Annotated in this window: 23 protein-coding genes; 11 read left to right on the top strand and 12 right to left on the bottom strand. The window is 64.4% G+C overall.

The genetic code is table 11. The features are described 5' to 3' along the window. Positions 1-39: 39 nt before the first annotated feature. Both H7A76_RS24690 and H7A76_RS24695 read right to left on the bottom strand, forming a co-directional pair. A complete protein-coding gene (locus tag H7A76_RS24690; protein ID WP_260498071.1) occupies positions 40-999 on the bottom strand; it encodes a FecR family protein in 960 nt (319 codons plus the stop codon). Continuing rightward, positions 992-1504 carry an RNA polymerase sigma factor gene (locus tag H7A76_RS24695; protein ID WP_185700918.1) on the bottom strand — a complete coding sequence of 171 codons (513 nt, stop codon included), beginning with the start codon at positions 1502-1504 and terminating at the stop codon, positions 992-994. Before H7A76_RS24695 ends, H7A76_RS24690 begins: the two co-directional genes overlap by 8 nt. A 257-nt stretch (positions 1505-1761) precedes the next feature. Between H7A76_RS24695 and H7A76_RS24700 the strand changes: the two genes are divergently transcribed. Both H7A76_RS24700 and H7A76_RS24705 read left to right on the top strand, forming a co-directional pair. Continuing rightward, a complete protein-coding gene (locus H7A76_RS24700) occupies positions 1762-3201 on the top strand; it encodes a nucleobase:cation symporter-2 family protein (RefSeq protein WP_185700919.1) in 1440 nt (479 codons plus the stop codon). Between the two features lie 132 nt (positions 3202-3333). Beyond that, positions 3334-3798: an LEA type 2 family protein gene (locus tag H7A76_RS24705; protein ID WP_185700920.1), complete on the top strand. Its 465-nt coding sequence runs from the start codon at positions 3334-3336 to the stop codon at positions 3796-3798. Between the two features lie 6 nt (positions 3799-3804). Here H7A76_RS24705 and glsB read toward each other — a convergent pair whose 3' ends face one another. Then, entirely contained in the window at positions 3805-4713 is a 909-nt protein-coding gene (gene glsB, locus H7A76_RS24710; protein WP_185700964.1) for a glutaminase B, read from the bottom strand. A 334-nt stretch (positions 4714-5047) separates the two neighbouring features. Between glsB and H7A76_RS24715 the strand changes: the two genes are divergently transcribed. After that, positions 5048-6301, top strand: coding sequence for a ferric reductase-like transmembrane domain-containing protein (locus tag H7A76_RS24715; RefSeq protein WP_185700921.1), 1254 nt, complete (start codon positions 5048-5050; stop codon positions 6299-6301). Here the strand turns inward: H7A76_RS24715 and H7A76_RS24720 are convergent, their stop codons facing one another. Beyond that, a complete protein-coding gene (locus H7A76_RS24720; protein ID WP_312026269.1) occupies positions 6302-7828 on the bottom strand; it encodes an MFS transporter in 1527 nt (508 codons plus the stop codon). A 123-nt stretch (positions 7829-7951) separates the two neighbouring features. Here H7A76_RS24720 and H7A76_RS24725 point away from each other — a divergent pair, with 123 nt between their 5' ends. Both H7A76_RS24725 and H7A76_RS24730 read left to right on the top strand, forming a co-directional pair. Next, positions 7952-8860 (top strand): LysR family transcriptional regulator, encoded by a 909-nt coding sequence (locus H7A76_RS24725; protein WP_185700923.1) that lies wholly within the window; start codon positions 7952-7954, stop codon positions 8858-8860. A 2-nt stretch (positions 8861-8862) separates the two neighbouring features. Next, positions 8863-9429 (top strand): GNAT family N-acetyltransferase, encoded by a 567-nt coding sequence (locus tag H7A76_RS24730; protein ID WP_185700924.1) that lies wholly within the window; start codon positions 8863-8865, stop codon positions 9427-9429. Here H7A76_RS24730 and H7A76_RS24735 read toward each other — a convergent pair. Beyond that, positions 9422-10342 (bottom strand): carbon-nitrogen hydrolase family protein, encoded by a 921-nt coding sequence (locus H7A76_RS24735; RefSeq protein ID WP_185700925.1) that lies wholly within the window; start codon positions 10340-10342, stop codon positions 9422-9424. The two genes, H7A76_RS24730 and H7A76_RS24735, sit on opposite strands and share 8 nt — an antisense overlap. Positions 10343-10426: 84 nt before the next feature. On the opposite strand from H7A76_RS24735, the gene H7A76_RS24740 reads away from it, so the two are divergent. Continuing rightward, positions 10427-11362, top strand: a complete 936-nt coding sequence (locus H7A76_RS24740; RefSeq protein ID WP_185700926.1) for a LysR family transcriptional regulator — start codon at positions 10427-10429, stop codon at positions 11360-11362. On the opposite strand, the gene H7A76_RS24745 is transcribed toward H7A76_RS24740, so the two are convergent. Then, positions 11334-11588, bottom strand: a complete 255-nt coding sequence (locus H7A76_RS24745) for a hypothetical protein (protein WP_185700927.1) — start codon at positions 11586-11588, stop codon at positions 11334-11336. The genes H7A76_RS24740 and H7A76_RS24745 overlap by 29 nt on opposite strands. Before the next feature lie 238 nt (positions 11589-11826). On the opposite strand from H7A76_RS24745, the gene H7A76_RS24750 reads away from it, so the two are divergent. After that, complete coding sequence (locus H7A76_RS24750) at positions 11827-12147, top strand: YqjD family protein (protein ID WP_185700928.1); 321 nt, start codon at positions 11827-11829, stop codon at positions 12145-12147. Between the two features lie 50 nt (positions 12148-12197). On the opposite strand, the gene H7A76_RS24755 is transcribed toward H7A76_RS24750, so the two are convergent. Then, positions 12198-13238, bottom strand: coding sequence for an Ldh family oxidoreductase (locus tag H7A76_RS24755; RefSeq protein ID WP_185700929.1), 1041 nt, complete (start codon positions 13236-13238; stop codon positions 12198-12200). Positions 13239-13419: 181 nt separating this feature from the next. Continuing rightward, positions 13420-13689 carry a PepSY domain-containing protein gene (locus H7A76_RS24760; RefSeq protein WP_022644282.1) on the bottom strand — a complete coding sequence of 90 codons (270 nt, stop codon included), beginning with the start codon at positions 13687-13689 and terminating at the stop codon, positions 13420-13422. Between the two features lie 151 nt (positions 13690-13840). Between H7A76_RS24760 and H7A76_RS24765 the strand changes: the two genes are divergently transcribed. Next, a complete protein-coding gene (locus H7A76_RS24765; protein ID WP_185700930.1) occupies positions 13841-14839 on the top strand; it encodes a FecR family protein in 999 nt (332 codons plus the stop codon). A 49-nt stretch (positions 14840-14888) separates the two neighbouring features. Here the strand turns inward: H7A76_RS24765 and H7A76_RS24770 are convergent, their stop codons facing one another. Continuing rightward, positions 14889-17213, bottom strand: coding sequence for an acylase (locus H7A76_RS24770; RefSeq protein WP_185700931.1), 2325 nt, complete (start codon positions 17211-17213; stop codon positions 14889-14891). Between the two features lie 301 nt (positions 17214-17514). On the opposite strand from H7A76_RS24770, the gene H7A76_RS24775 reads away from it, so the two are divergent. Continuing rightward, the gene (locus H7A76_RS24775; RefSeq protein ID WP_185700932.1) at positions 17515-17895 is read left to right on the top strand and encodes a fe2+ zn2+ uptake regulation protein; all 381 of its coding nucleotides are present in this window, start codon (positions 17515-17517) and stop codon (positions 17893-17895) included. Between the two features lie 14 nt (positions 17896-17909). Here H7A76_RS24775 and H7A76_RS24780 read toward each other — a convergent pair whose 3' ends face one another. After that, positions 17910-18098, bottom strand: coding sequence for a hypothetical protein (locus H7A76_RS24780; protein ID WP_022644278.1), 189 nt, complete (start codon positions 18096-18098; stop codon positions 17910-17912). A gap of 171 nt (positions 18099-18269) precedes the next feature. Here H7A76_RS24780 and H7A76_RS32460 point away from each other — a divergent pair, with 171 nt between their 5' ends. After that, the gene (locus tag H7A76_RS32460) at positions 18270-18401 is read left to right on the top strand and encodes a hypothetical protein (RefSeq protein ID WP_260498072.1); all 132 of its coding nucleotides are present in this window, start codon (positions 18270-18272) and stop codon (positions 18399-18401) included. A gap of 103 nt (positions 18402-18504) precedes the next feature. On the opposite strand, the gene H7A76_RS24785 is transcribed toward H7A76_RS32460, so the two are convergent. Beyond that, positions 18505-19422, bottom strand: coding sequence for a LysR family transcriptional regulator (locus H7A76_RS24785; protein WP_185700933.1), 918 nt, complete (start codon positions 19420-19422; stop codon positions 18505-18507). Positions 19423-19537: 115 nt separating this feature from the next. On the opposite strand from H7A76_RS24785, the gene H7A76_RS24790 reads away from it, so the two are divergent. Beyond that, on the top strand, positions 19538-20533 hold the full coding sequence (locus H7A76_RS24790) for an aldo/keto reductase (RefSeq protein ID WP_185700934.1): 996 nt from the start codon (positions 19538-19540) through the stop codon (positions 20531-20533). A 54-nt stretch (positions 20534-20587) separates the two neighbouring features. Here H7A76_RS24790 and H7A76_RS24795 read toward each other — a convergent pair whose 3' ends face one another. Then, complete coding sequence (locus H7A76_RS24795; protein WP_185700935.1) at positions 20588-21109, bottom strand: hypothetical protein; 522 nt, start codon at positions 21107-21109, stop codon at positions 20588-20590. Positions 21110-21202: the final 93 nt, after the last annotated feature.

Below are 21202 nucleotides of genomic sequence, written 5' to 3' on the forward strand. Positions count from 1 at the left end.
GGCCCGAAAGGAACTTGCAGCGCCCACTGCAAAAAAATTTCAGTGCACGAGCGCCAGCCACGGCAAGTAGGTGATCTGCATGGGATAGCGTTGCTGCAAGGTGCGCAGCGCCCCTTGGGGATCATTGAGGTCGAACACCCCGCTGATGGCCAGGTCCGCCAATTGCCGGTCGGCAACCAGGATGCGCCCATGCTGGTAGCGCTCCAGTTCACCGATCACCTCGCCCAGCGACCGGCCATTGAAAATCAACTTGCCGCGCTGCCAGGCGGTGAGGCTGGCGGCGTCCACCTGCTGTTGGGCCAGCAGCGGCTGGCCGGCCTGGTACTGCAGGCGTTGGTCGGCCTGCAACAGCACCGGGGCATGATCGCCGGTGAATTGCACCTGGCCCTCGCGCACCACCACCGTCAGCCGGTCGCCATCGCGGCGCACGCTGAACGCTCCGCTAGCGCCCTGCAAGTGCTGGCCACGAACCTGCACCACGAACGGCCGCTGCCCATCGGCCACTGGCTCGAACAGCGCCTCGCCCTGCTCCAGGATCACCCGCCGCTGCCCCGCCGAGAAAGCCACCGACAAGGCGCTGGCACTGTTGAGGATCACCCGCGAGCCATCGGCCAGGACCAGGCGTTGCTGCTGCCCCACGCCGGTGTGGTAGTCCGAAGTCCAGGCCGGCCATTGCTGCCAGCCGATCACGCTACCCAGGGCCAGCAACAGTGAAGCGGCCAGCGCCGGCCACCAGCGACGGCCCCTGGCCGCCGGACGAGCGGCCTGCGGGTGCTGCCGCGCAGCCCGGGTCTGGCCCAGGTCAGCCCAAAGTCGTTGTGCCTCATCCGCCGCCCGGGCATGGGCCGGGCTGCGCTGGCGCCAGTGTTGAAACGCCATGCGCTGGGCCGCGGTGGCCTGGCCGGAGTGCAGCAGCACCAGCCAGTCGATGGCGGTGTCTTCGAGGTTCTCGGAATCTTCGGTCATGGCGGCATCGGCAAGCAGGTGGGACTCATTCATGGTGCTGTTGCAGCCAGTCACGGCAATGGCGCAGGGCTTGGCCGATGTATTTTGCCACCATGCTTTCGGAAACGCCCAACCGCACGGCGATCTGGGCCTGGGTCAGGCCCTCCAGGCGGTTGAGCAGCAGCGCCTGGCGCGCATTGTCGGACAGCTGTTGCAACGCCTGGCCAAGTACCTCCAGGCGCTCCGTGGCCAGCAGCACCGCCTCGGGTGCCGGGGCCGGATCCACCGCCTCGCCATGCTCGGGGGCCTCACCCAGGTTGGCGGCCAGGCGCTGTTCGCGACGCAGAGTGTCGATGGCCAGGTTGCCGGCCACCCGGAAAATGAAGCCGCGGTCGTTCTGGACCTGCAGCGCCTGCTGCTCGACCTTGAGCAGTTTCAGGTAGGTGTCCTGGGCCACGTCCGCCGCCCGCTGGCGGTCGTTCATGCGCCGGGTGAGAAACTTCAGCAGGTCGTCGTAGTGCTCTTGAAAGCTGCGCAGCAGGCTGGGTATCGGCAGCATCGAGGGGCGGTCCGCAGATCGGGGAGGCGGATTATTCCATAAAGGCAAATGAGAAACAGTATCTTTCGTATCCCTTGGACGTTGGTTTTTTATGCCCGCCTGCCCTTCTGGCAGCCGCCCCTTTCTGGCATCCTGCGCCTCCTTTTTCAGACCGGGTCCGCAATCGCTGCCTACTGGCCGCTATTGGCGCCCCAAGTCCCGTCCACTTTCCGGCGCGTGCCCCGTTGCATCCACGTGCCACTGGCAGGCCTTCCTCAATGAGCGCATCCGAACACTCCCCGCCCCGCTACAAGTCCGACCTGATCTATGGTCTCGACGATCGGCCACACTTCAGCGCGGCGATCTTCGCCGCCCTGCAACACGTGCTGGCCAGCTTCGTCGGCATCATCAGCCCGACCCTGATCTTCGGCGGGGTGCTGGGCCTTGAAAGCGAACTGCCGTACCTGATCAGCATGGCGCTGTTCGTCTCGGGACTGGGCACCTTCGTCCAGGCCCGGCGCCTGGGGCCCATCGGCTCCGGCCTGCTGTGCGTGCAGGGCACCAGTTTCTCGTTCATCAGCGTGCTGCTCAGCGCCGGTTTCATGGTCAAGGGCCGGGGCGGCGACACCAACGAGATCCTCTCGACCATCTTCGGCATCTGCTTCGTCGCCGCCTTCATCGAGATGTTCCTCAGCCAGTTCATCGGCAAGCTGCGCAAGCTGATCACCCCGGTGGTCACCGGCACCATCATCACCCTGATGGGCCTGTCGCTGATCAAGGTGGCAGTCACCGACATGGCTGGCGGCTATGGCGCCAGCGACCTGGGCGCGGCCAGCAACCTGGGCCTCGCGGCGCTGGTGCTGCTGACCATCGTGGTGCTCAATCGCGTCAACAGCCCGATGTTGCGCCTGGGCTCCATCGTCATCGGCCTGACCCTGGGCTTCCTGGTGGCCTGGATGCTCGGCCGGGTGGACATGGCCGCCATGCCCGAAGTGCCCTTGGTGAGTGTGCCGGTGCCGTTCAAGTATGGCTTTTCCTTCGACCTGATCGCCTTCATCCCCCTGGCGGTGATTTTCCTGATCTCGCCCCTGGAAGCCGCCGGCGACCTCACGGCCAACTCGATGATTTCCCAGCAGCCGGTCAAGGGCCCGCTGTACATCAAGCGCATCAAGTCCGGCCTGCTGGCCGATGGTTTCAACTCGGCGGTGGCGGCGGTGTTCAACAGCCTGCCGATGGTGACCTTCGCCCAGAATAACGGGGTGATCCAGCTCACTGGCGTGGCCAGCCGCTACGTGGCCTATTTCATCGCCGGACTGCTGGTGCTGCTGGGCCTGTTCCCGGTCATCGGCGCGGTGCTGCAACTGATGCCCAAGCCAGTGCTGGGCGGCGCGACCCTGATCATGTTCGGTACCGTGGCGGTGGCCGGGATCAAGATCCTCGCCGAGGCCGGCCTGCACCGGCGCAACGTGCTGATCGTGGCGATTTCCCTGGGCATGGGCCTGGGCGTGGCGGCGGTGCCCGAGGTGCTGCGCGAACTGCCCAAGGCCCTGCACAACATCTTCGAGTCGCCGATCACCGTCGGCGCCTTCTGCGCGATCTTCCTCAACATCTTCCTGCCCGAGGAGTTCCTGGAGCTGGAAGAAGACGAGTTCGATCCTGAAGCCGCGACCCTCAAGGTCATGCAGGACCCGGACCGGGACGCCAAGGCGAACTCTTGAGAAGCAATGGCGTCTATCCTGCGTGCGTCAAGCAAGGCCCCCAGGGGCCTTGTGGCAGGCTCGACAGCAGCGTCGAGCGCAAGCCCCGTAGCGACGCCTTGGTCATTCACGTCCATCGCCAGTAGGTAGCCCATGCGCAAACTCATCGCCCTGTCCCTGGTCCTGCTCAGCCTGGGCGCCTGCGCCCTGTTGCCCCAGCGCGATCCGCTGGCGATCAGCCTGGTCGGCATCGATCCGCTGCCGAGCCAGGAACTGGAGATGCGCTTCGCCATCAAGCTGCGCCTGCAGAATCCCAATGAAACCCCCATCGACTACAACGGCGTGGCCCTGGACCTGGAGGTCAACGGCCGGCCACTGGCGTCCGGGGTCAGCGACCAGCAAGGGCATATCGGCCGCTATGCCGAAGACCTCCTGGTGATCCCGGTAAGCGTCTCGGCCTTCTCCGTGTTGCGCCAGACCCTGGGCCTGGGCCAGGCCCAGAGCCTGGACAACCTGCCCTACGTGCTGCGCGGCAAGCTGGCCGGCGGCTTGTTCGGCACCCAGCGCTTCATCGAACGCGGACAGATCAGCCTGGCCAGCCCCACAGGCAATGGGTAGGCCCAGCTAGAACACCGACCAGCCAATACGCTGGCTGAGCAGCTCCAGGGCGGCCATGCCCGCCAGCGAGTTGCCGGCCGTATTGAGCTCCGGCGACCACACGCACACCGTGAACTGCCCGGGCACCACCGCGACAATCCCGCCGCCTACCCCGCTCTTGCCCGGCAAGCCGACCCGATAGGCAAAGTTGCCGGCCTCGTCGTACAGGCCGCTGGTGGCCATGATCGAGTTGACCTGCTGGGTCTGCCGGCGGCTCAGGATCTGCTCGCCGCTGTGCTTGCAGAAACCGTCATTGGCCAGGAAGCAGAAGGCCCGAGCCAGGTCGACACAGCTCATGCGCAAGGCGCAATGGCTGAAGTAGCTGCGCAGTACCGCCTCCACATCGTTGTGGAAGTTGCCGAAGGATTGCATCAGGTAGGCCATGGCCGCGTTGCGCGCACGGTGCTGGTATTCCGACTCGGCCACCCGACCATCCACCATCACTTGGGGATTGCCGGACAAGCGCCGGACGAAATCGCGCATGGACAAGGCCGGCGCGGCAAAACGCGACTGGTTGATGTCGCAGATCACCAGGGCGCCGGCGTTGATGAAGGGGTTGCGCGGGCGACCCCGCTCGAATTCCAGCTGCACCAGGGAATTGAACGGCTGGCCCGAAGGCTCATGTCCCAGGCGCTGCCAGATCGCTTCGCCGGAGTGGCCGATGGCCTGCACCAGGCTGAAGACCTTGGAAATGCTCTGCACCGAAAATGCCGTATCGGCGTCACCGGCGCAAAACACCTGGCCATCGTTGCCATAGACGGCGATCCCCAGTTGGTTGGCCGGTACGTCCGCCAGGGCTGGAATGTAGCTGGCGACCCGGCCTTGGCCGATCAGGGGGCGAACTTCATCGAGAATCTGGTTCAACAACGCTTGCATGGTCTGGCTCATCGTCACGGGTCCCGATACGGCTGCGGGGCCAAGGTCTGCTAGACGCTCTTCGCGGCCTGCGCAGCACAGTCCGTTGCGCGGACAAATGAAAATGCGATTGATAGTCGATCATTTTCAACAACTAAAACAACGAAACTCCTGATGAAGATCACCATGAAATCAGCAGTAACGGCTAGAATCGCCCGCTGCTGCGCGACTAATACTGTCATATTCAACTTTAGTCGTAGCACAGCAAATCGTTCCGTGCATCGTCGTTTTTTCGCTGTACCGTCGCGGCGATGCTTTCGCCATGACGGCATTTGCTCACCGGAGTCATGCACCCTTGAGAACCTGGCATACGATCGTCGGCGTCCTGCTGATCACCACTTTTACCCTGCTAATGGAAATCCCCAGCCAGACCTGGCTGACGTCCGCCACGCTGAGCCTGGTATTGGGCAGCGCCGCCCTGGCCTACATGGCCCTGTCGTGCCTGCTGTCGAGCCGCTGGCGTTGGGTCGAGCGGCTGTTCGGCGGCCTGGATCGGGTGTACGAGACCCACAAATGGCTGGGCATCTGGGCCCTGGCGTTCGCCAGTTATCACCTGGTGTTCAAGGCCAACCTGGACGAATGGAGCAGCGTGCCGATCCTCGAGCTGTCCAAGTACTGGACGCGCATGGTGCGCCAGTTGAGCTATGTGGCCCTGGGGCTGATCGTCCTCCTGGCCCTGAACCGCAACATTCCCTACAGCCAATGGCGCTGGTGGCACAAGCTGTCCGGGCCGCTGTTCCTGGTGGTGATCCTGCACTGGCTGAGCTTCAAGTCGCCGATCGCCCTGGACAACCCGTCAGGCATCTGGCTCGGCTTGTTGTGCCTGCTCGGCGTCCTGGGGGCGCTGTACAAGCTGCTGCTCTACCCATTCCTGGCCAAGGCCGGTGAATACCAGGTGACCTCCGTGCGCCTCGAGCGTAACTCGTTGCATCTGGAGCTGATTCCCCAGGGTCGCGGTTTTCCCTTCAAGGCCGGACAGTTCGCCTTCCTGGCGATGCAGGAAAAGGGCCTGCGCGAACCTCACCCCTTCACCATCGCCAGTGCCCAGGCCCACGACGGGCGCATCGAGTTCGTGATCCGCGCCCTGGGCGACTACACCCAGCGGCTGCACAAGCAGGTCAAGGTCGGCATGCTGGCCGATATCTATGCCCCTTACGGCCGCTTCAAGCGTCCGCCACAGGCCGCCCGGGAAATCTGGATCGGCGGTGGCGTCGGCATCTCGCCGTTCATTGCCTGGTTGCAAGACCAGGCCGCCAGCCGGCTCGACCAGGCGACCCTGGTGTACTGCTACAACCCGTCCCGGGCCTTTCCCAGCGTCGACGCCCTGCAAGGCATGGCCCAGGCTCGCGGTGTCGGTTTCGTCGCCAACAGCGGCGGTGTCGAGCCCCTGGCCCAGACCCTCAAGCGCGCGGCGGCGGAAACCGACCCGGGGCAGATCCAGATCAGTTTCTGCGGGCCCAAGGGCTTGTTGGGGCGGGTCCGTGAGCTGATGCACGAATGCCGGATTCCCGAGGCCAACTTGCACTACGAGTTCTTCGAGTTCCGCTGATCAGCCGCGCTGGCGCGGCTCATGCAGCGCCACTCGCACCACCAGGGCCGACAGCAAGGTGATGCCCACCAGCACCTGCAACAGCTGGTTGAAGGCCCCGGTATACAAGGCGAGCAAGCGCTCACGGGCAACCTCCGGCAAGGCGGCCGCACTGGCCGCCCAGTCGCCCCCGGCCAGCTGCCGGGCCGCCAGCAGCGCGGTATCGCCCCGGACCTGCAACTGGCCCAGGGCGTGTTGCAACAGGCCGGCCAGCAAAGCCACCACCAGGGCCAGGGCAATGCCCTCGCCCGCCACCCGAGTGGTGCTGAAGATGCCGCTGGCCATGCCCGCCCGCTCCTTGGGCACCACGCTCACCGACAGCCCATCCATCAAGCCCCAGGGCAACCCGGTGCCCAGGCCGATCACCAGCAACGGCCAGGCACGCTCCATGGGCGCCTGTCCTACGCTGCCGCAACTGAGCCAGAACAGCCCGCCAGCAGCCACCACCAGGCCCAGGCTCGCCAGCTTGCCGGCGCTGAACCAACGGTTCAGCCAGCCAGCGGCGAAGGGCACCACCAGCATCGGCGCGGACAGGGCGATCATCAGCAACCCGGCCTCTATCTCGCTGTAGCCTTCCACGCCGATGAAGCGGATCGGCAGCAAGATCAGCAGCACCACGTAGCAGTAGCAGGTAGCGATGGGCAGTACCTGGACCCCGACGAAACGCGGGTAGCGAAACAGCGACAGGTCGAGCATCGGCCGCGCCGCCCGACGCTCCACGGCCACGAACAGCCATAGCACCAGCCCCGCCCCCGCGAGCAACGCCAGGACCAGCGGGCTGTCCCACCCGCTTTGCGGGGCTTGCAGGATGCCCCAGGTCAGCAGCACCAGGGCCAGGGTGAAGCTCAAGGTGCCGGGCCAGTCCACGCCCCGGGCCTCGGGATCGCGGGACTCGACCATGCGTGGTACGCCAAAACCCAGGGACAAGGCCCCGATCAGGGCGCCGGAGACGAAGATCCCGCGCCAGCCGGCATGCTCGATCAGCACCCCGGCTAGGATCGGCCCGAAAGCCAGGCCGACCCCGAAGGTGGTGCCCAGCAAACTGAAGGCCCGGGTCCGGCCCGGCCCATCGAACGCCTGGGCCAGGGCCGCCGAACCACCGGCCAGGGCAGCCGCGCCAGCCAGCCCCTGCACGGCGCGCAGCAGGTTGAGCCATAACAACGACGGGGCGAACACCAGGGCCAGGGAAGCCAGGGCGAACAAGGCCACGCCAAGGCTGAACAGGCGCTTGCGGCCGAATTCGTCGGCCAGGGTGCCGGCAGCCATCAGCACGCTGCCAAAGCTGAGCATGAAGGCGTTGGTGGTCCAGCTCAGTTCCAGCGGACTACCCCCCAGTTCACGGCCGATGGCCGGGGTCGCCACCGCCACCCCGACAAAGGTCAAGGGCAGCATCAAGGCCGCCAGGCAGACTGCGGCCAATACGCCTTGGGCTGCGCGTTCGCCGCTGCGGGTTGGCGAGCCCAGGGTCAATTCAAGTTCAGGATTCACGGTCACTTCTACCTCCTGGCAACCAGGGTCAGCTAAAAAATTCATGGTAGGCGCGCCGCAATAAGCAAAAAACAGGGCAGTATTCCGGTCTTTACGGACAAAAAGGCTCTAATCGAGGTCGCCATGGACAACCTGAACGGCTTGCAAGTGTTTGTCTGCGTAGTGCAGAGCGGCAGTCTGGTAGCCGCCGGCGAGCGCCTGGGGCTATCCGCGTCGGCGGTGGGCAAGGCCCTGGCCCGCCTGGAACAACGGCTCGGTGTGCGCCTGCTGAACCGCAGCACCCGGCGGATCAGCCTGACCGATGAAGGCACGCTGTTCTACGAACGCGGCCAGCGCATCGTCGATGAGGTGCAGGAAGCCGAAGCCGAGCTGGCGCGGATCAGCGACAAACCCCGGGGGCGGCTGCGGGTCAGCCTGCCGGCGATCGGCTATCGCATGCTGCTGCCGATCCTCCCGGAGTTCTCCGCGCGCTACCCGGACATCGAACTGGACCTGGATTTCAACGACCGGATGGTCGACGTGATCGCCGAAGGCCTCGACGCAGTGATCCGCAGTGGCGAGTTGGCGGATTCGCAATTGCGCTCGCGTAGCCTCGGACCGTTCGGTTTCGTGCTGGTTGGCGCCCCGGGCTACTTCGTGCAACGCGGCATGCCGCAGGCCCCACAGGACCTGGAGCAGCATGCCTGCCTGCGCTACAGGTTCCCCGCCGGCACCCAGATACAGGCCTGGCGCCTGCGCCTGCCCGAGGGCGCGCCACCATTGGCGCTGGGCAAGGCCCTGACCAGCAACAACCTCGAAGCGCTGATCCACGCCGCGACCCAGGGCCTGGGCATCGCCTACGTACCGGAGTTCGTGGTCGCCGGGGCCCTGGCCGACGGCAGCCTGGTCTCGGTACTGGACGACTACCAGGACGAGCGCGGCAAGTTCTCGATCCTCTGGCCTGGCAGTCGACAGCTGCTGCCAAAATTGCGAGTCTTCGTCGACTTCCTCAGCGAACACCTGGTGCTCGGCAAACCCCACAAGGAGCCATGACCATGACCGGCCACGTACCGCCGCTCACCACCCCGCGCCTGCTGCTGCGCCCGCTGGAACTGGCGGACGCCGGTGCCATCCAGAACCTGTTCCCGCAGTGGGAAGTGGTGCGCTACCTCAACGCCAACGTGCCCTGGCCCTACCCGGCCGATGGCGCCCTGAGCTTTGTCCGTGACCTGGCCTTGCCGGCCATGGCCCGCGGCGAGGAATGGCACTGGACCATTCGCCTGCGCGAAGAGCCAGGGCAAATGATCGGCAGCATCAGCCTGATGCGCGAGCCCGATAACAACCGTGGTTTCTGGCTGGCTCCGCAGTGGCAGGGCCACGGCTACATGAGCGAGGCCTGCCAGGCGGTGGACCACTACTGGTTCGAAGTCCTGGAACAGCCGCTGATGCGGGTGCCCAAGGCCGCCCCCAACCAGGGGTCGCGGCGGATTTCCGAGCGCGGCGGGATGCGCCTGGTGCGTTCCGAGGCCGGGGAGTTCGTCAGCGGCCGTTTTGCCCTGGACATCTGGGAAATCACCCGCGAAGAGTGGCGCCGCCTCGGCCCGCAAGCACCTGTCAGGTAAAGCGCACGCCAGGACGCGGGCGCTGGTCCACCGTCAGTTCGAACACGTCCGGGCGCGCATAGTGACCCACCACATCGTAGTCATAGCGGGCCTTCACCAGGTCGTCGGTATCGATCTGCGCGCAGATCAACCCGGCACGTCCCACCAGCGGGCCGGCCAGTACATCGCCCATGGGGCCGACGATGACACTGCCACCGGCGATCAGCGGCCGTTGCGCCGGCCAGTTGGCGACCTGCAGGCCCAACGCCTCGGGCGAAGCCTGCACCTGGCAGGCGCTGACCACGAAACACCGACCTTCGTGGGCCACATGACGCATGCTCACCTGCCACATTTCGCGCTCATCCACCGTCGGTGCGCACCAGACCTCGATGCCCTGGGCATACATGGCGGTACGTAGCAGCGGCATCATGTTTTCCCAGCAGATCACCGCGCCGACCCGTCCGACCTGGGTGTCCAGCACCGGCAAGGTGGAACCGTCGCCCTTGCCCCAGATCAGCCGCTCGGTGCCGGTGGGCATCAATTTGCGGTGCTTGCCCACCAGGCCCTGCTGTGGGTCGAAATACAGCGCGGTGCAATACAGGCTGCTGCCGCTGCGCTCGATCACCCCCAGCACCAGGTTGGCCCCAGTACGGGCCGATAGCCCGGCCAGGGCCTCGGTCTCCATCCCGGGTACATCGATGGCGTTGGCGAAGTAGCGGGCGAAGGCCTCACGCCCCTCGGGCAGGCGGTAGCCCAGCTGGGTGCCGAAGCCCTCGCCCTTGGGATACCCCCCGAGCAGGGCTTCGGGCATCACCACCAGCTGGGCGCCGGCTTCGATGATGGCGTCCTCGTAGGACAGGATCTGTTCCAGGGTTTCGGCCTTGCCGCCTGGCAAGGCACCGATTTGCAGGGCAGCGACTATGGATCTGGGCATGGGATGACTCCTTCGGCGATCAAGTGTTGTGCATTCTCCTGCCGCCGTTGATCATCGATAAACCCCAACTCAGTGCTTAATGATATGAACCAGATGAATATCGCCGACATCGATCTCAACTTGCTCAAGGCCTTCGAAGCGCTGCATGACGAATCCAGCGCCAGCCGCGCCGCCCTGCGCCTGGGGGTTACCCAATCGGCCATGAGCGCGGCCCTGCGGCGGCTGCGCGAGTTGTATGGCGACCAGCTGTTCGTGCGTACCGGGCGCGGCCTGGCCCCGACGCTCAAGGCCAACCAGTTGAAGCCGGTGGTCAGCGAGGCCTTGAACAAGTGCCGGCAGAGCCTGGCCATGGTCGCGCCAGACAGCGCCGACTATCAGGGCCGGGCGGTCACCGTGGGGTTGTCGGATGATTTCGAGATCGCCTATGGCCGGCAATTGATCGAGGCCGTGGCCCGGCGGGCGCCCAAGCTGCGGCTGATCTTTCGCCAGACCCACAGCCAGATCGTCGCCGAAGCGCTATTGCAGCGCAGCGTCGACCTGGCCATCAGCGCCGGCGGGTTCGCCCAGCGCATGCTCAGCCGCCAGGTACTGGGGGAAGGTGACTATTTGTGCCTGGCCGATCCGGCGAGCCTGGCTCCCGGGCAACAACGGATCGATATCCAGGAGTTCGTCGAACGCGAACACCTGCTGGTGTCCTCGCAAGGGTTCATCGGCATCACCGACGAGGGGCTGGCGAACCTGGGCTTGAGCCGCCAGGTATGCGCCTCGACTACGCATTTCGCCGCGCTGGCGTTCCTGCTCAAGGGCAGCCAGGCGGTGGCTACCATCCCGGCCCATGCCGCCCGGCGCATCGCCGAGTTCACCGGCTTGCAGTTGCTGCCCTGCCCCCTGGCATTGCCACGCTATCCCATCGAGCTGGGCTGGCGCACCACGCCACAGATCGACCCGTTGCTGGTTAAAGTCCGCGAGGCGATCGTCGAGAGTTTTGCCGTTACCTGTTCGCCGCCATCAGGCGATTGACTTCACTGCGCACCATATTGGAGTACTCCGGTGGCGACATGCCGTCGAGCTCGGCGCGGACCCATTCGGCCCACTTGCCCTTGCGCTTGCCGCGCTCGCCGAACAGGCGTGCGGCCTCGCTCTTGGCCTTGCCCAGGTTGCTCTGCCACAGCTCGAACAGGCGGGACTTCTCGTCCTCGATGGCGGCGCGCTCGGCCAGGGTCTTGTTAGCCAGGTTGAAGCTCATGGGAAATTCCTGCTGCGTAAAATAGGCGACATCTTACACTGTAGGGGCTGGCAGGTTTTACCTGCGAAGGCCGTCGGGCGGTAAAACAGCTGCAACTTTTGCCCCGGCGCCGTACTCCATTGTTCGCCAGCCCAGTCGCCTGCCACCACAAGGGGCGAGCGACAAAGAAGCACAGGCGCTCTTCGAGGGCGCCCATGGCACACTGCACTACCAGGCCACATCGACAAGGAACCACTTCATGGCTCGTAAAACCGCCGCGCAAGCGGACAACGATCAAATCAAGGACCAGGCATTCAGCGAGCTGCAGGCGCTGATCGAAGAATCGGAAAAACTGCTCAAGGGCAGCGCCGCCCTGGTAGGCGAAGAAGGCGAAAGCCTGCGCCGCCAGGTGAGCCAGAAGCTCAAGCAGGCATTGAATTCGGTGAGCAACGTGCGCGAGCGCAGCAAGCCGGTGGTCGATGCCACCGAGCAGTACATCGGCGGCCACCCATGGCAGACCGTGGCCATCTCCGCCGGCGTCGGCCTGGTAGTCGGCCTGTTGCTCGGCCGGCGCTCCTGAGTGCCCCCTCTAGGCCAGGCTCCGGCTGCCTGGCCTTGACCGCCCCCGTTTCATTCCTTGCGCGCCAGCTCCCGTAGCTGTTCCAGCTGCTGGCAGGCGATGGCGATACCCTGTTCCCGGGACCGCTCGCGTTGCCAGTGACGACGATCCCCTGGCAGGCGCTTGAGACCCACCGCGTGCATTTGCCGCACCAGCTCCTGGCTACGTTCGGCAAAACCTTGCCCGGCGCCCTTGCCCGGATCGATGACGATCAACAACTGGCCGGTGCGGGGAGTCTTGGCTCCCGGATGGTTGGACCAATCGAACTCGAACGAGAAGTTGCCACCGGTCAGCCCGGCACAGAGCAGTTCGACCATCATCGACAGCGCCGAGCCCTTATGGCCGCCAAAAGGCAGCAAGGCCCCACCCTCGAGGATCGCCCTGGGATCCTGGGTCGGCTGCCCCAAGCTGTCGACCCCGACCCCCGGCGGCAGGCGCTCGCCCTTGGCTGCGGCGATCTGTACGTCGCCATGGGCGATGGTGCTGGTGGCCAGGTCGAAGACGATGGGGTGCCCCTGGGCCTGGGGCGCGGCGAAAGCGATCGGATTGGTGCCGAACAGTGGCCTGTCGGCGCCATGGGGCACCACGCAGGTCATGCTGTTGACCACGCTCAGGGCCACTAGCCCTTCTTCGGCAAAGGGCTCGACATCCGGCCAGAGCGCCGCGAAATGATGGGAATTACGAATCGCCAGTAACGCGACTCCGGCGTGCCGGGCCTTGTCCACCAACAGCGCCCGGCCGGCGGCCAGGGCCGGCTGGGCGAAACCGTTGGCGGCATCGACCCGGACGAACGCCGGGGCCACGTCTTCCACCACCGGCACGGCCTTGCCATCGACCCAGCCGCTGTCCAGGGTCGAGAGATAGCCGGGAATACGGAACACGCCATGGCTCTGGGCGCCATCGCACTCGGCCAGGGCGCAGTTCTCTGCCAGGCTGCGGGCCACTTCGGCACTGCATCCATGACGCAGGAAAATGGTCTCCAACAATTCCACCAGGGCTGGCAGGGACAGGTATTCGCGAGGGGGCTCGGCAACCAGGGACGATGCAGACATCTGAAGCTCCAGTGTAGTTATTGGAGGGGGCTACAGCGCATGACCTGGAGATTAAACAACGGCGCAGCCCGGGCCTGTCAACCGCGAGCACAGACGCTTTGTGCGCCCGCCCACGAATCAGCGCGGCCCCGCCAGCGGCGCCAAGCAAGCAGGGGAGGCAAGTTGCCTCCCGAGCCGGTCGTCAGTCTTTCTGGTCGCGCAGGATGTTGCCGGAGGTGCCGTCGATGCGGAACTCGTAGACGCTGCCATCGGACTTGCGACCCTCGCCTTCCCAGTAACCGTCGTTGTCCGCCTCGATCTTGTAGATGGCCACGTAGCCAGCCTTGGTCTTCGCCGTTTCAATGGCTTTCTCGATCGTGATCCAGCCTGCCTGCGGATGATCGGCCAGCGCGGCAGAGGCGCCGAACAGGGTGGCGCAGGCAAACAGTGCGGCAAAAGTGTGCTTCAGCATGTTCCATCTCCATTTGTAGAAACTTTCGATACACAACGTGTTTTTAGGGTGCGATGGATGAAAATAAGTTCACTTTGATGCTCAATCGCCATGACGACTGTTCTACAAGGCTTGCCCTGGAGGGTAGAATGCGCGAAATCAGGAAGAGTCAATGAGCGAACAGATCCTCTCGGAAGCCGAATACGACGCCATCACCCAAGCTGCCGCCCAATGGTGCATGCGCCTGCATGAACCGGACTGCAGCGATGCCGAGCGTCTGGCTTTCCAGCGATGGCATGACGCCGACCCCTTGCATGCCCTCGAATACCAGGCCATGCGCGAAATCTGGGAGGTGGCCGACCAATTGCCGCCCACCACCCTCGCACCAGCCCCATTCCAAGGTACCCGGCGGGCCTGGCAACGTTACGGCGTAGCGGCGGCCATTGCCCTGTGCGCCCTGCCCCTGGCCGCCTACAGCGGCTGGGAGCTGGGCTGGCTACCGTCATCCTATGAGCGCTTCGAAGCTGGCGACAGCCTGCGCAGCGTGACCCTGGCCGATGGCAGCGAGGTGGAACTGAACTTGGGCAGCAGCCTGGTCTACAGCAACTACAAGGACCAGCGCCGGGTAACCCTGAAAAAGGGTGAGGCCTTCTTCAAGGTCAGCCATGACAGCCACCATCCCTTCGTGGTCAAGGCCGCCAATGGCCAGGTCAAGGTCACGGGCACTCAGTTCAACGTGTGGATGTACGAGGACCAGGTTCGGGTCACCCTGCTCCAGGGATCGGTCCTGGTGAGTAGCAACACCGCCCTGCCCGGCGAGGGTTTCCGTCTGGAACCAGGCATGCAGGCGCGCTACAAGGGTGGCGACTACGAACCGCGGATCAGCCAGACCCACAGCAACGACAGTTCCCTGGCCTGGCGCAACGGTAAGCTGGTACTGGACAACCTGCCCCTCAACGAAGCCCTGCCGCTGATCAATCGCTACCTGGAAATGCCCGCGCAGGTGGCCGACAGCCGCACCGGCCAGATCCGCGTCGGCGGCATCTACGACACGCGCGAGATCAAGAGCCTGCTGACCTCGCTGCCCAAGGTCCTGCCGGTGTACCTGACCCGCAACCGTGACGGCAATCCAGTGATCAACTCGCTGCCGCAGTCCCCGCCAAAAAGCTGAAGGCCGCGCCGTTGCCGGCGCGGCCTTCAACTTTTCCCCACGCTTGAACTCAGCGGTGGACCAATGCCGCCGGCTCCTTGCGCGCTTGCTCGATCACCTGCACCTGGTACTGCCCATCGGCGCGGATCTGCGCTTCGGTAAAGGGCAATTCACTCCACTGATTACGGGCGAAGGCCTCGGTCTGGTCGCGAAAATGCTTCGAGACCGGATCGCTGGACAGGGAAAATGCCAACAGCCCCCGGGCCCGTGGCCCCTGCTCATCGAAACTGACGACGTTCAAGTAACTGGTGCCGCTGACCACCTCGCGCTTGCCAGCGGCACCAGGCACGCTTTGCATGGCGTTGTAGATCCCCAGGCTCTCCGGCCCACCGGGCACCGGGGTCGGCTGGCCGCCCTGGCTGACCTGCTGGATATCGCCCCAGCGGACATCAGCAGCCAGCCCGGATTCCTGTACCTGCTGCGCCGAGGCCAGCATCGCCTTGCGCAAGGCCTGGGCTACCGCCGGGCGACCAATGGCCAGCCCGCGCGGGGTGTGCAGTGGGTCCTGGGAATCGAACGCCACGCGCCAGGCATCGGGCTCTTGCAACAGGGCCTTCATGATGCCCTGGAAATGCACGAACCCCAGGCCCGCCTGGAGGCCCGCGCTGCGATCCCAGGTCTTCAAGCTCCGGCACAGCGCATCCAGGCGCTGGGCATCCGCCCCCAACTCCTGCGCGCAGAACTGCAACAGATCCGGCATGACCTGGCCCGCCAGGTACACCTGGTCGTCGCTGACCAGATGCTGCAAGTCGCTGGGCCGAGCCTGGTGCAGTCGACTCAGGCGATCCAGGGCAAAGCGCGCGCGCATTTTCAGAGGCACATCCTGCTGGCTGATGACCGGCGAAAAGCCTTCCAGCGGCTTGGCCGGGTTGACCATCCAGGCCGAGTCGTTGGAGTGCTGCAGATAATCGTTGCGCGCCAGTTGCGGCAATTGGCCGGCGGCGAAGATACCCGGCTGGGCCGCCGCCGGATCGATGTCCCAGGCGCAAGCCCGGCGCGAGCCGTCGAGGACGATGAGTTGGGTAGCGGCCCGTGGATCGCTGCATTGCGCCAGCTTGGCCTGGGTAACGTTGGGCACCACCGACTGGTTCATGTACAACGCCCGGCCCTGGTCATCCACCGCCAAGGTATTGACCCAGGGAATGCCCTGCCAGCGGTGCACGCTGTCCTGAAGAGCTACGACGCTGGAGGCCTGGTTCATCGCCGCCCACTGGGCCAGCACCCGGGTATTTTCCAGGTTGGCGTCGCGCAGGCTGTAGGCATGCTGGCGGTCCCAGTCCAGCTCGCCCGGCCACTGCACCACCGGGCCGAAGACCGAGCGGTACAGAGTGCGCGAGTGTTCCTGCAACTGACCGTCCGCGCCCTTGCCCTGCACCGTCACCACCTGCCGTTCCAGGGGCAGCGAACGACCGTCGAGCAGGTAACGGGTCGGGTCCTTCGGGTCCAGCTTCAGGCGATACAGGGTGAAGTGCTTGGAGGTATCGACCGTGTGGGTCCAGGCCAGGTGCTGGTTGAAGCCGATATTGATCAGCGGCAGGCCGGGCAAGGCCGCGCCCATCACATCCAGCTGACCGGGAATGGTCAGGTGCATCTGGTAGAAGCGCATGCCGCCAACCCAGGGGAAGTGCGGATTGGCCAGCAACATGCCACGGCCGTTGAACGAACGCTCGCTGCCGATCGCCACCGCATTGCTGCCCCGGTCCAGGGCAAAGCGTTGCTGGCGCGCGACCGCCAGCTGCCAGGCCTGCGCCGACAGCCCGGCCTGAGCCAGGCTCCCCGGTGGCGTAGCGCCAGCCAGGGCCTCGGCGAACTGACCGGCCCCACCTTCCACCAGGAGGCGTCGGGTCAGCTTTACCAGGTCCGCCGGGGTCAACGGGCGTACCCACTCGCCCTTGCATTGTTCGGGCAGCCCCAGGGGCCGGCGCTCTGCCAACTGGCGGTTGTAGCCCTCGACATAGCCCTGCATGCGCTCACGCATCGCCACGGGTTGCGCCTGCCAGAATGCCTCCACCGCCTGGGGGGTGTTCAACCAACTGAAAAACACGTCGCTACTCAGGTTGTCCCGCTGCTCCAGGGTCTGGCCCCCGGGACCGAAGTAGCGCGAACGCTGGCCGTTGACGGTCAGTACTTCATTGGCCAGCAGGCACAGGTTGTCCTGGGCGTAGGCATAACCAATGCCATAGCCCAGGCCTCGCTCATCGGTTGCGCGGATATGCGGTACGCCGAAGCTGGTGCGGCGAATTTCGGCGCGGGTCTGCTCCGCCTGGGCGCCGCAGCTGAAACTCAGAAACAGGGCTGCAAGGCAAACGTTCGATAACTGCCTGGAAATGATCACGCCGACTCCTGATACGAAAACACAGAACCAGGACTGGAGAGCTGCAAGGAATTGGCAAGATCGCCAGCCTGGGTGTCCGGCCGCGCACGAGTGAACCGGCGCTTGCCTGCCCATACAGACGAAATCGATGAAATAAAATTAACCGGCGCGTAGCCCGCCAGCTGGAACCATCACATGTCAGCGACTTGATACCGACAAATTTTCTACATCCTGAGACTCATGATTTGCCGTGCTCGTTCGTCTAGTCACTAGAGCACCCATCATTCTTTTCCTGGTCAGGCTCTGATTAAGGAGTTTCTGCATGTACAACCAGCCACTGCCAACGGACGGCAATATCGTGAACAGCACGCCCTCCCTCAACGCCGGCGCCGGTGTCTTCGGCAAGCAAGTCGAACGCAACAGCAACGACCGGATCAAGCAGATGCTCAAGAGCTTCGGCCTGCGTACCAGCCTGATTCGCCTGAAGGTCATCGACGCCCTGCTGGTCGCGGCCCAGAGCGGCCGCCCCCTGGGAGTACGAGGCATCCACAGCCAACTGCTGGAGCTGGACACCCCATTGTCGTTCCTCAGCGTGCGCGAAGTGTTGAAGCGCTTGTGCAGCGAAGGGGTCATCACCCTCAACGCAGACAAGAGCTACAGCCTGCATCAACAGGCTGCAGCGGTGCTGGACGGCCTGGCCTGAAGCCGCCCACGGGCTCAGGGCTTGACCTTGCGCCGCATCACGCCGTTGAGCACCACGACGATGACCGCCACGGCGATGGCGATGTACTGGAAGGTCTTTTCATCGATGACACCGCTGTTCTGCAGGTAGGAAAGGCCAAGCATGATTCCCAGGACCGCCAGGGAAATCAGAATCGAATATTTCAAACGTTGTGACTGAGTCATTGCGGGAATCCTGAAGCTGAAATTGTATCCGCCGTGTATCGAGGCCGATGCCAAGCACATACCCGGATTCGGGGATGCGCGGGTCGAATCGGGGTCATATGGTACAGGCGCAAAGGAGTTTTTTCTTCGTTGTCGCCCTGCCGTGTTCCCCAAGTCCTTGAGGATTGATAAATGTTCCGTCGAATCACGTTGTTGATTCCCCTGCTGGCCATGCTGACCCTGTCAGGCTGTATCATCATGCCCCACGATGGCTGGCATCACCGCTACCATGACGGCGGCCCGGGCTACTACTACCACCGTTGAGCGACTGCCAGCGTTGAACCATCCGGCCAGTCCACCGGCCCTCTCGCGCCACCCCACCACCCACGCCCGCCCTGCCGCGGGCGTTTTGTTGTCCGGGCCGACCTCAATTGCGACCCCGGATGAGTTCGTCCGGCCGGGCGAACAGTTCCACCAGCCAATCGATGAACACTCGAACACGAGTCGAAAGGTGGCGCTGGGGTGGATACAGCGCCGTCAGAGGCATGGGCGGCGGTGCATGAGCCGCCAGTACCTCCTGCAGGAGACCGGCCCGCAATTGCCGGGCGGCATGGTAGTACGGGGTCTGGACCAAGCCGTAGCCCGCCTCGCAGGCCGCCAGGTAGCCTTCGGCACTGTTGACGGCGACCTGCTTGGGCAAAGTGATCTCATGCAGTTGCCCGTCAACCAGGAACTCCAGGCCATAGCGCTTGCCGGAGACGGCAGAGAAGTACTCCACCATCCGATGCCCCTGCAACTGCGCCACGGAGGTCGGAACACCGTGCTCACGCAAATAGCCGGGGCTGGCGCAAGTCACCTGGGTCAGCCATGCCAGGGGGCGGGCCACCAGGCTCTCGTCCAGTAGCGGACCGCCACGCAAGGCACAGTCCACGCCCTCGCGAATCAGGTCCACCGGGCGGTCGTTGAGACCGATCTCCAGCTCGAGCAATGGATAACGCGCGCAGAACTCCGGCAATGCCGGCATCACGATCAGATGGCCGATACCGGCCGGCATGTCGATGCGCAAGATGCCCCGGGGATTGTGCCGTCCCTGGGAAAAGGCCGCCTCGGCCTCCTCCAGATCTGCCAGCAGGCGTATACAACGCTGGTAATAAGCAGCTCCGTCCAGGGTCGGGCTGACCTGGCGGGTGGTGCGGTGCAGCAACTGCACCCCCAGATGCGCCTCCAGTTGCTTGATCAGGATGGTCACCGAAGCCCTGGGCAATTGCAGGCTATCGGCCGCCCGGGCAAAACCGCCAAGCTCGACGATCCGGGTGAACACGCGCATCGCGTTGAAACGATCCATGGAAAGCGCCCTTGATTATTTGGAAAATCTTAATAGTGATAGCGTCTTTAGCCGGTTTATCGGTGTTTTGTCGAGCAGCACAATGAGCGCCTCACCACCTCTGGAGTAGCCAGCGATGCACACTCGACAACTGGGCCAGCACGGTCCACAGGTTTCCGCCATTGGCCTGGGCTGCATGGGCATGAGCGACTTCTACACCACCGGCAGCGATTCCCGGGAATCCATCGCCACCCTGCACCGGGCACTGGACTTGGGCGTGACCCTGCTGGATACCGCCGACATGTACGGTCCCCACAGCAACGAAGCACTGATCGGCCAGGCCATCCGTGGCAAGCGCGAACAGCTGGTGCTGGCCAGTAAGTTCGGCATTGTCCGCGACCCCGCCAATGCCTCGGCCCGTGGCGTCGATGGTCGTCCGGAGTATGTGCACGCCGCTATCGATGGCAGCCTGCGACGCTTGGGCGTGGATACCCTGGACCTCTATTACCAGCACCGGGTCGACCCAGAGGTGCCCATCGAGGAAACCGTCGGCGCCATGGCCGAATTGGTCAAGGCCGGCAAGGTGCGCTACCTGGGCTTGAGCGAAGCCTCGGCGGCGACCCTGGAGCGGGCGCACAAGGTCCACCCCATCAGCGCCTTGCAAAGCGAATACTCATTGTGGAGCCGCGACCCCGAGGAAAACGGCTGCCTTGCCACCTGCCAGCGCCTGGGCATCGCTTTCGTTCCCTACAGCCCGCTGGGCCGGGGTTTTCTCACCGGCGCCCTGAAGAGCCCGGACGACTTCGCGGCCGATGACTACCGGCGTTTCAACCCGCGCTTTCAAGGAGAGAACTTCCAGCGCAACCTGCGCCTGGTGGAACAGGTGCAACAGCTGGCAATACAGAAGGAGGTCAGCGCTGGGCAACTGGCCCTGGCCTGGGTCCTGGCCCAGGGCGAATACCTGATACCCATCCCCGGCACCAAGCAACGGCGTTATCTGGAGGAGAACGTAGCGGCCCTGGAGGTGCGCCTGAGCGCCGATGACCTGGCGTCGCTGGACCGCATTTTCAGCCCCCATGCCACCGCCGGCACTCGCTACAGCGAAGAGGTGCTGGCCCTGCTGGATCGCTGAAACGACAAGGCCGGGGTCGCTGGAAAGCGCCCCGGCCCTGGCTCGAAGCCTGGATCAAGCCTTGGCGACGGTGTTCTTGTCGGTCACCGTGGTGCCGTTGCCCTTGCCGTAGCTTTGCAGGCTCTGCAGGACGTAGATGGCTTTCTTGTATTCGGGAATCAGGTAGTTGGCGTACTTGTTGCCCTTGAGGTTGTTGTTCTGGATATCGTCGATCTTCATCGCGAAGTATTCCAGCGCGTTGAAAGGCTCCTCGGGGTTTTTCGGAATGCCGAAACGGTCGAACTTGTCACCGGCATTGAGCAGGTTCAGCGCAGTTACATCGGAGATCAAGCCGTTGTTCTTGAGGAAAGTGCTCATGCCACCCAAGGACTTGATGGTGACATTCGTCGGATCGAAGCCCTTGATCTGCTTGTGCAACTTCAACTGATCCATTTTGCGCACGTCGAGCACGGCGGCGTTCTGCCCCACCATGGTCAGGATCTGGCGCACCTTGGCGCTCTGCGGGGCCTTCTTGACGTCGCCGCCTCCCTGCAACAGGCCTGCCATGCTGCTGCCGCCAACGTATCCGATTGCCATACTGCAACTCCTGTAGTCCGGCTTGTCGATTCCCCTGTCCTGCTCCATAGGAGCTTCGCAAAGCTCCGGGCAGACCTCTGAAACAGGTCGCAA

Source organism: Pseudomonas sp. MSSRFD41 (assembly GCF_014230245.1).
Classification (GTDB): domain Bacteria; phylum Pseudomonadota; class Gammaproteobacteria; order Pseudomonadales; family Pseudomonadaceae; genus Aquipseudomonas; species Aquipseudomonas piscis.